This window comes from Congregibacter litoralis KT71 (genome assembly GCF_000153125.2).
In the GTDB taxonomy this organism is placed as follows: domain Bacteria; phylum Pseudomonadota; class Gammaproteobacteria; order Pseudomonadales; family Halieaceae; genus Congregibacter; species Congregibacter litoralis.
Map to the genome: position 1 here is coordinate 417,298 of NZ_CM002299.1, position 12,998 is coordinate 430,295.

General features: G+C 54.4%; 7 protein-coding genes. 6 read left to right on the forward strand and 1 reads right to left on the reverse strand.

What is annotated here, in order from left to right; translation table 11 throughout:
- The first annotated feature begins 24 nt into the window (after positions 1-24).
- The 5 genes from KT71_RS01980 (at position 25) to KT71_RS19585 (ending at position 9,116) form a co-directional block, all read left to right on the forward strand.
- Positions 25-3,777, forward strand: coding sequence for a Rhs family protein (locus tag KT71_RS01980; protein WP_023659812.1), 3,753 nt, complete (start codon positions 25-27; stop codon positions 3,775-3,777).
- A 228-nt stretch (positions 3,778-4,005) separates the two neighbouring features.
- Positions 4,006-6,153 carry an adenosylcobalamin-dependent ribonucleoside-diphosphate reductase gene (locus KT71_RS01985; protein ID WP_008293173.1) on the forward strand — a complete coding sequence of 716 codons (2,148 nt, stop codon included), beginning with the start codon at positions 4,006-4,008 and terminating at the stop codon, positions 6,151-6,153.
- A gap of 66 nt (positions 6,154-6,219) precedes the next feature.
- Positions 6,220-6,879 (forward strand): TSCPD domain-containing protein, encoded by a 660-nt coding sequence (locus tag KT71_RS01990; RefSeq protein ID WP_008293172.1) that lies wholly within the window; start codon positions 6,220-6,222, stop codon positions 6,877-6,879.
- Between the two features lie 697 nt (positions 6,880-7,576).
- Positions 7,577-8,182: a PEP-CTERM sorting domain-containing protein gene (locus KT71_RS21005; RefSeq protein ID WP_008293171.1), complete on the forward strand. Its 606-nt coding sequence runs from the start codon at positions 7,577-7,579 to the stop codon at positions 8,180-8,182.
- A gap of 259 nt (positions 8,183-8,441) precedes the next feature.
- Entirely contained in the window at positions 8,442-9,116 is a 675-nt protein-coding gene (locus tag KT71_RS19585) for a PEP-CTERM sorting domain-containing protein (RefSeq protein WP_008293170.1), read from the forward strand.
- 865 nt (positions 9,117-9,981) lie between these two features.
- Here the strand turns inward: KT71_RS19585 and ggt are convergent.
- Positions 9,982-11,763: a gamma-glutamyltransferase gene (gene ggt / locus KT71_RS02005; RefSeq protein ID WP_202962379.1), complete on the reverse strand. Its 1,782-nt coding sequence runs from the start codon at positions 11,761-11,763 to the stop codon at positions 9,982-9,984.
- A gap of 136 nt (positions 11,764-11,899) precedes the next feature.
- On the opposite strand from ggt, the gene KT71_RS02010 reads away from it, so the two are divergent.
- The gene (locus KT71_RS02010; protein ID WP_008293168.1) at positions 11,900-12,997 is read left to right on the forward strand and encodes an efflux RND transporter periplasmic adaptor subunit; all 1,098 of its coding nucleotides are present in this window, start codon (positions 11,900-11,902) and stop codon (positions 12,995-12,997) included.
- The last annotated feature ends 1 nt before the right edge of the window (position 12,998 follow it).

Consider the following 12,998-nt stretch of genomic DNA (forward strand, 5'->3'; position numbering starts at 1 on the left):
TCAGCCGATCGGAAAACGTACACTTTGAGGGTGGGACTGAATATTGGGTCAGCGTTTGCGGCAGAGGTCGTTTGGACGAGTGACGTTTGGTACGACCTAAGTATTGGCGATTTTAACGGCGATGGACTTCCAGACGTAATTGAGAAAACGCAATACGTAAGACTTAACAACGGCATTGGTCTCGATCCACAGATAGACTGGGGAAGTAGCGCCACTATAAAGCCCGGTTCCTACTGGTCATATTATGTTGAGTTCTTCGATTACAACGCCGATGGACTGATGGATCGGAAAACGACGAACAGCACAGGTGCCTGGATTGTACAGTTGAACACAGGGGACGCATTTGTTGAGGTAGGGGTTGGCGGACTGGCCTACCAAATTGACCTCAATCGCGATGGATTTAAAGACAATCTAACGCATTCGGTGCACGTTATTACCCGAAACCCGAGGCGCTACAAGGGCGAGCTATCAGTTGTTCACGGCGACAGTACGGTTGGCTCTTCTCAAACAGCCACGATACTGCAGCCTTTGGATTATGGGTTTGATAAGTATAGCGGGTTTGGCGATATCAACGGTGATGGCTTGCTTGATCCTAGCGTGAAAGAGACTTACGTATGCAAGAGAAACTACGCGTTAACAAATTACTATCTGTATTACCATTACTGCGAGACAGAGCGTTCGCGAGTGTTCGTTAACGACGCTGATCGTCCCAACCTTGTTAGTTCTATCACCGAGTCGTCGGGCCGCGAAATCCAGTTTGAATACGATTGGCTAGCCTCAGGCACGGACACCTACACCAAAGGCACAGGTGCGGAACTCCCCGAGTTTGATATTCAAGACAGCACTCGCGTTGTTAAGAACATGCGCATCTCGAACGGTATCGGTGGGGACTTTGAGACGACCTATAAATACGAAGGGCTCAAGTGGGGCTTGGACGGTCGGGGAATCTTGGGCTTCGCCAAGATCATCTCTACGAACCTGGATACCAACATCGAAACCACGACCGAGTACGAGCAATCGTTTCCTTTGGTCATGCAACCCAAGCATGTTGAGCAGCGCCGCGTGAGCGATGGTCGATTACTGGCGGAGACCGATACCACGTATGCAATCAATGGCACCGTGGGCGCGGGCCCTGTATTTGGCTACGCACAAACGACGGTCGAAAAGAAGTATGCGCTGGGTGATGGGCGCTTGCTTGTCACGCAGACTACCGACAGAACGGTGGATGCCTATGGCAACACAACAACGCTGGAAGTGGAAACCGACGATACAGAAAACACCGAGATCCGACAGCAAGTGGTTGCCAATGCGTTCAACGTGGACGTCACGCAGTGGCGCGTCGGTGAGTTGGCCTCTAACTCCACAACGTTTTGGCTCAATGGCGGTTCGTCGTCCCGCGACACTCGCACCACGACATACTCCTATGGAACAACGTACGGATTACTGAAGACCACGACGCGCGAACCGGGCGGCGGTGCGGGCATAGAGGTAACCACCACGCGCACCCACGACGCGTTCGGTAATGTGCTGTCTGAGACCATTGCAGGGCCTGGCTTTGCGAGTCGAACAACAAGCATTGCCTACGACACCCGCGGTCAGTTCCCCACCACTCTCACCAATGCACTGGGCCATGTCGTTTCTCAGTCGTGGCTGCCCGAGTTTGGCAAGAAGACCTCGCAGACCGATGCTAATGGTCAGACGACCACCTGGTCCTACGACAGCTTTGGCCAGCAAACACTCGAAACGCGGCCAGATGGCACGAGCGTATCGACACTTACCTACAAAGACCCCACAGGCAGTGGCGTAAGCGCGGCGTTTTATCAAGAGACCCTGGAGAGCGGCAAAGCCCCGCGCAGAACGTTTGTGGATCTGCTGGGGCGTACGGTGCGTGAGCGCTCGCAAAGCTTCGATGGCAGCTACGTGAATGTCGATAGTGAATACGACGCGCTGGGCCGTCTCTCTCGCCAATCCGAGCCCCACTTTGACGGTGGCGGGGTTGATTGGAATACCTTTGGCTATGACGATATTGGTCGCGTAACGTCGTTAATCGCGGCTGACTCGGTCGCCTCGACGACTACGGTGTACAACGGATTGACGACGACTGTCACCGATGCCGCCGGTCGCTCCGAAACACAATCTACCGATGCCGCAGGTCGTGTGATCAGTGTTATCGATAAAGACGGTACGTCGATGGGCATCGCCTATGATGCCGCTGGCAATCGGTCATCGGTAACGGCTGCAGCGGGCACGGCCGTCGCGTCCGTTGTGAACTACAGCTATGACCGATATGGGCGCATGACCCAGCAGGATGATCCCGATCACGGTGTTTATAGTTATAGCTACGATGCGCTGGGTAACAAACTGACCGAGATCTCGCCGGAAATGGCAGCGGCTGCGCAGAGCCGAACGTTTATCTACGATCTTTTGAGTCGAGTGACCTCCCGTACTGAGCCTGAGGGCACGGCGGTCTGGACCTACGATCACACGGCGCTCGGTGATTTAGGCATCGGTAAGGTCCATAGCGAATCCCAATCGGGCTTTAGCCGCGAATACACCTATGGCGCAGGCCACTTCGGTCGGGTGACAGGTATCAGCACAACGATTGGCACCTCTACTTACACCGAGACCAAGACCTACGATGGCAACGGCATGCTGGCGAGCGAAAAGTATCCCGCCAGTCTCGCCTCACCGTCGGGTTATACGGTTGAATATGCCTACAATGCGCTGGGCTACCTTGAACGGGTGCAGTCACTGGGCGGTACACAGGTGTTTTATCAAACCCTGGATACCAACGCCGCCGGGCGGGTGACACAGGAATGGCTGGGAGATGGCTCAACCGTCACCCAATCGTTTGATGGCGTCTCGGCACGCGTCACAAGTCAGCTCTCGCAGGCGACGTCAACCATTCAGCAGTTTAGCTACAGCTACGATAGCGCAGGCAACATGCTGACGCGAGACGACAACTTGCAGTCGCTCTCTGAGGCATTCACCTATGACGATCTTGATCGACTCACCAGCGCACAAGTGGTTGGGCAGACCGCAGTGTCCTATGCCTTTGATGCCATGGGGAGCATTACCCAAAAGACCGATGTCGCTGACACCTATGACTACATCGCAGGTCCGGCGCATGCTGTGACGCTCCTCACTCAGGGCGCTAACGTCCGCAGTCTGTCGTACGACGCCAACGGCAACTTTGCCTTGGGTACTAACGAGCCGACTATGGTCTGGTCCAGCTACAACAAGCCTACGCAGCTCGCGAAGAGCGGCATCACGTACGATTTTCTGTACGGCCCTGATCGTCGCCGGTTCCAGAAGCAGCGCAACACTGAAACTACCCATTATGTAGGCTCACGATTCGAGCGACGTTTTGGCGGCAGTGCCGAGGTTTCAAGATCCGTAATCTACGCCAATGGTCGAGCGATCATGGTGCGAGAAGACAGTGCGGGCGGCACCACGCACCGCTATCTCCATCGGGATCATTTGGGCAGTGTCACGGCCATCACCGATGAGTCCACAGGCAATGTGCTGGACCGCCTAAGCTACGATGCCTGGGGGTTGCGCCGCATTGCAACGACCTGGGCGGCTGGATCAGTCACAGCCACCGATCATCGCGGCTACACCGGTCATGAGCATTTGGATGACATTGGCATCATTCACATGAACGGGCGGATCTATGAGCCGACCTTGGGGAGGATGCTGAGTCCGGACCCGGTCACGCAAGCACCGAACAATGGGCAGGTCAGCGGCTTAATCCTCTACCGAAAACTGCGGTTATAAATGGGGGGATTACATTATTCTTATACTAAATGTTGTGGTTCTTTATGAAAAAGTTCCCAGATTTGGTCTTTTTAGGCGCTTTGGTGTCTCAAAAACTGTGTGTTTTGGGTAAAGTGTTGGCGTCATGAGAGATGCCGGACTACCCCCGCTTTTCTAGAGACCAGGCAGCGTCTGCCAGCGCAAACAGCTTGAGTGCCCTCCCAGAGCACAGCTATTGAGGATTGATTTATGACCAAGATGGAACTGATTACCGGTGGAGCCCCGGCAGTCGTTGATGTGCCAATGCAGGAGACTTCGGTCGAGATCTGGTCTGAGAAGTATGGGCTCCGTGACCATGAAGGTAATTCAATCGACGGCGATATGAACGGGTCTTTTAAGCGCGTTGCCGCAGCCCTGGCCAAGGTTGAGACATCTGATCACGAGGACTGGAAAGAAAAGTTTGAGTGGGCTCTTCGTAACGGAGCGACTCCTGCGGGGCGCATCATGTCGAACGCCGGCGCAGAGAAATACAAGCCCAGCACGTCAACCATCAACTGCACGGTTTCGGGACCCATCAGCGATTCCATGGAAGGCATTCTCCAGGCGAACCTGGAGGCCGGTTTGACGCTGAAGGCTGGCTGCGGGATTGGGTACGAGTTTTCTACCCTGCGACCCAGCGGTGCCAACGTGGCGGGAGCCGGGGCCGAAACCAGTGGTCCTCTGTCGTTCATGGAAATCTTTGACGCGACCTGCAAGACCGTTTCCAGTGCGGGGGGGCGACGAGGCGCACAGATGGGCACGTTTGACGTGTCCCACCCGGACGTATTTGAGTTTATTCGTGCTAAACGTACCGACGGCATGCTTCGCCAATTCAATCTTTCGCTGTTGATCACGGATGAGTTCATGGAGGCCGTCAAAGCTGAAGGTGACTGGCCTCTCGTGTTTCCGATCAAGGCAGACAATCTTGAAGATGCCGAAAAGAAAGCAGGTAGTCGCGGAATACTGTGGAAGTACTTCCCGATAACCGATGGCTATCTGTCCAATGAGGTGGGAGAAGTTGCCTGCAAGATTTACAACGTCGTCAAGGCTCGTGAGCTTTGGGACGAGGTGATGTCGCTCACCTACGATTACGCCGAGCCCGGGTTCATTCTCATCGATAAATACAATGTAATGAACAACAACTGGTTCTGCGAAAACATCCGGAGTACAAACCCCTGCGGAGAGCAGGGATTGCCCTATTACGGGTCGTGTCTCCTGGGCAGTGTCAATCTGACTCGCTTCATTGTCTCGCCTTTTACAGACAGGGCAGCCTTTGACTGGGATAAATTCCGCGAGGTTACAGCGATTTTCACCCGCATGATGGATAACGTAGTTGAGATCAATGGGCTACCTCTTCCGGAGCAGGTTGAGGAGATCACCACGAAGCGTCGCCATGGCATTGGCTACCTCGGATTGGGGTCAGCAGTTACGCTGATGGGCATGCGTTATGGATCTGAAGAGGCTGTGGCTTTTACTGATCGCGTTAGTCGTGAGCTTGCCGTAGTAGGCTGGAAAGTTGGCCTTGAGCTGGCGAAGGAGAAGGGCGCGGCCCCAATTCTGGACAAGAATTATGATGTCACCGGAGAGATGCTGAACGCGCGGCCGGAAATGATAGCTGACGGGTTCAAACTGGGTGACAAGGTGTCAGGGCGGGTATTGATGGCTCGATATAGCCGCTACATGCAAACTATCGCCGAGGTAGAGCCCCAGCTCGTGGCAGAGATAGAGCAGCATGGTGCACGGTTCACGCACCACAGCTCCATCGCTCCCACAGGGACCATTGCGTTTTCCTTTGCCAATAACAGTAGCAACGGTATAGAGCCCAGCTTCGCCCATTCGTACATGCGTAACATCATCAAGGCGGGCAAAAAGACCAAGCAGCAGACGGAGGTTCAGTCATTCGAGCTACTGGCCTACCGCCACCTGATTAATCCGGAAGCGGACCCCTATGCGACGGAAGGCCCCAACAAGCTGCCTGACTATTTCATTACCACCAATGATATTTCGCCAAAAGAGCATGTGGATATGCAGGCGGCATCTCAAAAGTGGATCGATTCCAGCATCTCCAAGACGGTCAATGTCCCCACGGAAATTCCCTATGACTCCTTCAAGGACGTATACATGTACGCCTATGAGCGTGGGCTGAAGGGCTGCACAACGTTCCGCTACAACCCCGAGGCATTCAGTGGCGTCCTGGTCAAGAAAGACGATCTCGAGAACACGAAGTACGAGTTCACACTCGAGGACGGATCCACTATTCAGGTGGCCGGCACCGACCAGGTTGAGTACGACGGCGATACGCACTCCGCCTCAAACCTCTTTGATGCCTTGAAAGAGGGTATGTATTCGCGGTTCTAGGATGAACCGCTCGCCCATTGTTTACTCTGCGGGCCGCGGGCCCGCATCGATGAGAGGCCAAAAGCCATGACTGTAAAAATCGACCAGAAGATTACTGGCTGGAGCGTAGTGAAGCCTGGCGAGACTGATGCGCCAAAAGAAGAAGCACAAGTTGTTCAGATGCACGAGAAGATCAAGCGCCCCGAGCATCTCCATGGATCAACCTACAAGCTCAAGGCTCCGAATATAAAGCACGCCCTGTACGTGTCTATTAATGACATTGTGCTCAACGAGGGGACAGAGCACGAAAAACGGGCGCCTTTTGAAATCTTCATCAACTGCCGCGACATGGATAATTATCAGTGGGTGACGGCCCTCACGCTGGTCCTCAGTGCCATCTTTCGTAAAGGCGGTGATGTCACATTTATCATCGACGAACTGGAGCAGGTGTTCGACCCGAAGGGCGGCTACTTCACGGGCGGGCGGTTCGTCCCTTCACTCGTCGCTGAAATCGGGATCATCATCAAGCGTCATATGCGATCTATCGGCCTGATACCCGAAGAAGTCATGGATGAAGGGCAGCTCGCCTATTTGGAAGAGAAGAAAGCCAGGGCAATGGATGCTGATCCGGGGGACACCGGCTACCCAAAAAGCGCCACCCTATGCAAGGCATGCTCTGTAAAAGCAGTGATCATCGACGGTGGCTGCGCCACGTGTTTGAGTTGCGGTGACAGTAAGTGTAGTTAACACCTAGTAACTGGATACTTGTGTAAAGCCATCCACTGAACCATAAAAGCCCCTAAGCCCCAAAACTTAGGGGTTTTTTTGTGCTTGTGCATTAGAGTGTGGGTTTTCACGCTTTTTGGAAATTTATCACCTTAAATGAACCAAAAACTTAACCCGATTCCCTATAAATCAACGGGTTAAGTTTTTAACTTCTGTTTTTAGTCAGGTTTGGGGGAGTTTCCTTCCCGCTGACACAAGAAATCTTGCCTTCATTCGATTGGTCGCTTCCGACTGCAAACACTGCAATTCGAGAAACGACAACTCGCACCTTCGAAAGCGGGTTCTGGCGATGTCTCAAAACACCTCAAGGCGGTCTTTAGCGCCGTCAGAAAGATTTACCTTGCTACGAATAAGAGTATTCCCATTTTGGCGCGAAATTTGCGCTGGCCGAGCCGAGCTAATTTGATAGAGGTCATTTGCCTAAAAAATCTAAGTTCGGCGCCAAGACGCTACCTTACTCGCGGCGTGACTTGTGCTATGCGGCGTAATTTAAACACACTCATCGGTAACAATTACGCACGGGGAGATGTGTCAGAATTCTTTACACTTCCCGGCGATTTGCCGTCGTGTATTGGCTGAACACCTTACGGTACGTGGCTTGGTATAATTATTGCTTCGCTTTGGAAACAAAGTACTCACACCGTGAAAGAGAATTCATATGGCTAATTTAAAGAAGTGTTTTATTGCCGGAGCCTGTGCCGTGGCTTTATCGTTTGGACAAGCCAATGCAGGCATTATCGATTCCGATGATGTGAATGGTTTCGAAACGTTTTTAGATGAAATCACCGGGCTCACATGGCTCGACTTAGATAATTTTTTCGACTCGGCAACGGGTATAAGCGCGTTTACTCCAGCGGAACAGATTGCTGCTGCGGAGGAAGAAGGCTTTACAGTAGCCTCAACCGAAAAGATTGAGGAGCTGCTCGGAAGCCTTCCATTAACGGGCGGTCAATGGTCCACCTACGCCGGTATCATGGGCTTCGGTGACACGCGAGATTTGATTTGGGGTTCCTATGACGATGGCGACGAAAACCCAAACTTAGGATGGGCATATGCTTACTCTTTCGATAATGAGTGGATTTTCTCTCCAAATAGCGGCAACGTAGATCTTATTGCTGCAGGAAACGATCCGGGCTCCCAGGATTTGGGCCTGTGGGCGTTCGCTAGCCTTGGAGACAGAACCTCAGTGCCAGCCCCCGCGACACTCGCACTATTCGGTCTGGGCCTCGCTGGTCTTGGCTGGAAGCGGCGCATTACAGCGTAAGCAAAACACCCGATGCATTAGCCCACTCCGGTGGGCTTTTTATTGCGTGAGATTTGAGAATGCTAATGTCTCAAGGTAGGCGAAAGGGTCATCCCCATACGACTGTTTTCACCTCATAACGGTCATTCGGCGTGTCAATTTTTTTTACATCTGACATTCAGGTTTTATCCAATATGCGCTGCAGCCCTCGCGCCACCTATGTTGGTCTGCTTTTTGCTAAGGCATCATTATTATCGTATTTGTAGATGGAACTGGTGGAATGAAATTAGAGAAATTTGTTTTAGCAATCGTGATGGTAGCGTCTGCAACGGTTGCGAACGCTGGCTTACTAACTGTCGATACCTACGATATGCTGAATGGAGACGTCGGTTCATATTCCTATTGGGATGAAACCTATGACGGCTCTGGAGATGTTGGTGTGAGCCGCTCATCTTTGACTGGTGGAACTGGCGATCTTACGGATGGAATTATTGCTTCAGGCACCTGGAATGCAGTGGAGCCGGGGTCCGGCTTGCCGGGGGCACAATTGGGTGACAACGGTCCCTACGTCGGCTGGGTGAATTACAATCCGTTCATCACGTTTAACTTTGCGCAGACGGTTAATATCACAAGCGCTACAGTTTACGTGGACAATCAAGTTAACCAAGGGGGCGTTGGTGGCCCTGCCTCAGTTGCTTTCGACGGTTTAAGCTTCGCTAACTACATACCCAGAGTTAACGGAACCACCGCTGCTTTGAGCTTCGATTTCGACTTCACTGGTGACAGCCTTGGCGTAGAGTTGGTCAGAAGTAATTCATGGGTTTTTGTAAGTGAAGTGCAGTTCTTCGGCGACATCGTCGAGCAAGAGGATACGCAAGTGCCTGTGCCGACAACTCTAGCCCTCCTCGGGCTCGGCTTAGCTGGACTTGGGTGGAAGCGCCGTAAGCAAGCTTAAACATAGCTCCTGACGGAATGGCCCACTTCGGTGGGCTTTTTATTGCCTGAAATTGGATGGAGTTCGCAAATGTCTCAAAATAGGCGAAAGCGGTCTTTGTGGGTTAGCGGGTAAGCACAGGCAAATCCAATAATCGGCAGAAATCGTCGGTCGGCGAGATTCGTGATCGAGCATGTTCTGCAACTTGCTCTGAGAACCTACGGTTTGACGCAATCACCGTGAGAAATTGGCCTAGACTGCATCTGAGCCTGTAGGGGAAAAGTCCATCTCAACAGAGCGTTAAGCTCTCGCTTTTTGCTATGTGCGCTTATTCCCAACAGAAGAGTGTAGGGATTACCCCCCCAATAATCAGTAAATAGAAGTTTTTCGAATCATCGCGATGAGATTACTGATTTGAGCAAGTAACGTGAGAAATGCGTCTGGTTTGGTTCTCGCGGTAACTTAGTAAACCTGACTAAAAACAGAGCATTAGAGGTTTCGCGACTTTCTTGTAGTTTGAAAACCTACAATACGAACCTTCGCGGTCTTTGGCCGTGTACATCTTGGATGACGCCGTATAGTCGACCCAGCCGCCAGAACCGCTTACTCATGCATGGCAACCGGATTGTCCCTGACGTTTTGATGGATTCAGCCAAGTTTACAGTTGTCACTGACAACAAAGTTACACTTAGCATCTATTATGGAATCTGAAATACACAATATGTTGTTCAAAACCAATAGGTTAATGCCCTCTGGTTGTCACAACTTTACAGTTTCTATAGGTTTATACAAAGTGCTCCTAGGCAGCGACTTTGCCACCACTCTGCGGTTTTTTGTGTACCTTTAATGATTCCCTCAAAAAAAGAGCTCTCCAGAGGAGAGCCCCTCAGGGCATGGCATTGATCAGGGAGATCGTTCCCTCGCGTCGGGGGTCGACACCCCCCTCAAGCTCGCCGTCGTCATGACGGAGAATGACACTGAGGCCGGAGTTTTCTCCTGCCGATTCCTTGACCTGAAACCCAAAGGCTCGCATCGCCGCCAGCATCTCCTGCGATGCTCGGGCACTCTCCACGCGCACGGTGTCGCCGCGGGCAACCACGTTGGGCAGGTTCACGGCCTCCTGGGGCGTCAGTCCCCAGTCGATAACCCCCACCAGGGTTTTCAGCGTGTAGGCGATGATGGAATTGCCGCCGGGAGACCCCGTTGCCATCTCAAATTCACCGTCACCATTGAGCACGATGGTAGGTGACATGGACGAGCGCGGTCGTTTACCGGGCGCGGGATGGTTGGCCACCAGCACACCCGCTTCGTCCCGGGGCTGTTTGGCAAAATCTGTGAGCTGGTTGTTGAGAAACATGCCGCCGGCCATGCGCGTAGACCCAAAGATGCTTTCTACCGTGGCCGTCATGGATACCGCGTTACCCCATTGATCCACGACCACAAAGTGTGTGGTACCGGCGTAATCAATCGTCGTGTCCTTTCCGGGAAGCGCTGCTGTTCGCTTGGGCTCATAGGCCCAGGGGTCGCCGTGGAGCGCCTTTTCAATGGCAACGTCGGAGCTGATCAGCGCGGCGCGCTTTGCCAGATACTCGCGGTTGAGCATGCCGTCGAGAGGGACGGGCACAAAGTCATTGTCGGCCACATAAAAGTCCCGGTCGGCGTAAGCCAGGCGCTGGGCCTCGGTGAACAGGTTCCAGTCGGTCATTTCATCCCCGCTTGGGAAGGACGTTGCTTCGAGCATGCCCAGGGTCATGGCGACGGCGACCCACGATGAGGGCGGCGGAGGCCCGCAGAGCGTACGTCCGCGATAGTCCATGCACAGGGGCTCTACCTTTCGGGCCCGGTAGGCGGCGAGATCGTCCAGGCTCAGGGTCCCGGCGCGGGGCGCGTGATGGGCCGCTGCAACCATCTCCTCTGCGAGAGGGCCCCGATAAAAGTCATCGGGATCCCTGGCAATCATTGCCAGGGTGTCGGCGTACTCGGGGTTTTTGATGCGGTTCCGGAGGGCGCCAGTCTCGTCAAAAAAGTAATGATAGGCGTCCAGCGGTCCCTGATCCTCTGTTGTGGGGATCAGGCGCATGCCGTACTTCTCAAAGAATGAAGCCAGGCGAGGCGACACGGTGAAGCCTTCCAGCGCGAGTGCTCTCGCCGGTTCAAAAAGCCGGTTCCACGGCAGGCGTCCCCGCTCATCGTGAGCCAGGGAGAGGAGGGAGACCATGCCCGGGACGCCAATGGAAAGGCCGCTGTTCTTGGCCTCAAGGTAACCGTAGCGTTTGCCATCCTCCTTCAGGAACATATCGCTGTGGGCGCCCGCCGGTGCTTTTTCCCGTCCGTCGTACACCTCGATGCGCTTATCGGCGGCATGGTAATAGACCATAAAGCCACCGCCGCCAAGACCCGAGCTTTGGGGTTCGACCAGACTGAGAACGGACTCGATGGCGATGGCTGCGTCCACGGCGTTACCACCGGCGCGGAGTATTTCCTCACCGGCGCTCGTGGCGAGGGGGTTGGCGGTAACGACCATCGCGGCGTTTGAGCCTGCCATGGGCTTGCTCGTGCCCTCGGCGCCCGAGGGTGCGGGGGCGCAGCCTCCCGTCAGCGGTGAAAAAAGGGTGATCGCCAGGGGTGCGAAAACGAGAAAGGCGAGGGTCTTTGAGGTCGGAAACATAATAATATCGTCGCTGTGGGTTGTAGCAGCGCCGGAAAATCCAGCGGCAAACGTATGATACAACCTATAATACGCCGCGCTATCCACGTGCTGGCGTGTCAGGCCGTTCTAAACCGTATCAAGTCAGGAGAACAGAATGCGAAGCACCCCATGGCTGCTCGGTGTTTTATCCATACTGGCGCTTAGCGCCTGTGAGGATGCAGGAGTCCCTGCCGGGGAGCGCGCCAGCACCGTTTCTGCCGTGATGGTGGAAACAGAAATCGCCGAGCTTGCGCCCATCGCCCGGGATGCGGAGTCCGTGGGTACCCTGGTGGGCAATGAGTCCGTGGCGATTACGGCAAAGCTTACGGAGCAGGTCAGTGCCGTGCACTTTGAGGGGGGCGAGCTGGTCAAGGCCGGCGCGGTCCTCGTAGAGCTTATTGATGTAGAGCAGCTGGCGCTCCTGCGCGAGGCAGAAGCTAAATTAAGAGAGACCCAGCTGCAGCTCGACCGCTACCTGACCCTGGGTAAGGACATTGCCACCGCGGCGGAAATTGATGTGGCCCGAGCCCGTGTTGATGCCAATGCAGCCCTTCTGGAAGCGCTGCGCTCACGCATCGACGATCGTACGATCCGCGCGCCCTTTGACGGGGTGATCGGTCTGCGCCGCATCAGCGTGGGCGCACTCCTGACCCCGGGCACGGTCATCGCGGAGCTCGATGACATCAATCCCATGAAACTGGATTTCACCCTTCCCGAGCACTACCTGTCGCAGATCAGTATCGGTGATTCCGTGAACGCCGTAAGTACCGCCTGGGATGGTGAGGTATTTGCCGGTCAGGTAACGCAGATTGGCAGCCGGGTCGATCCGGCCACCCGGGCTTTTTCCGTTCGGGCGCTTATCGATAACGCCGAGGCGCGCCTGCGCCCCGGAATGCTCATGGCGGTGAACGTGTCTCTGGGGGAGGCGCCGGGAATCGTCGTATCCGAAACCGCGTTGGTGCAAAGCGGTGCCAAAAGCTCCGTGTTTGTAGTCGATGAAGAGTCCGTCGCCCGTCGAGTAACCGTCGAGATCGGGCGACGCATGCCCGGACTTATCGAAATTCGCTCGGGGCTTTCTCCGGGCGATCGCGTGGTCCGCAACGGGCAGATGACCCTGAGGCCCGGGGTCAAGGTGCGTGAGGCAGCGACGGACCCTGTGGCGGATTCTTTGGCGGACTCTCTCGCGGGCTCTCTCGCTGGCAACGGGGACTAGT

Coding starts and splice junctions, on each gene's coding strand:
- KT71_RS01985 (WP_008293173.1), top strand. CDS start 4,006: ATGACCAAGATGGAACTGATTACCGGTGGAGCCCCGGCAGTCGTTGAT.
- KT71_RS01990 (WP_008293172.1), top strand. CDS start 6,220: ATGACTGTAAAAATCGACCAGAAGATTACTGGCTGGAGCGTAGTGAAG.
- KT71_RS21005 (WP_008293171.1), top strand. CDS start 7,577: ATGGCTAATTTAAAGAAGTGTTTTATTGCCGGAGCCTGTGCCGTGGCT.
- KT71_RS19585 (WP_008293170.1), top strand. CDS start 8,442: ATGAAATTAGAGAAATTTGTTTTAGCAATCGTGATGGTAGCGTCTGCA.
- ggt (WP_202962379.1), bottom strand. CDS start 11,763: ATGTTTCCGACCTCAAAGACCCTCGCCTTTCTCGTTTTCGCACCCCTG.
- KT71_RS02010 (WP_008293168.1), top strand. CDS start 11,900: ATGCGAAGCACCCCATGGCTGCTCGGTGTTTTATCCATACTGGCGCTT.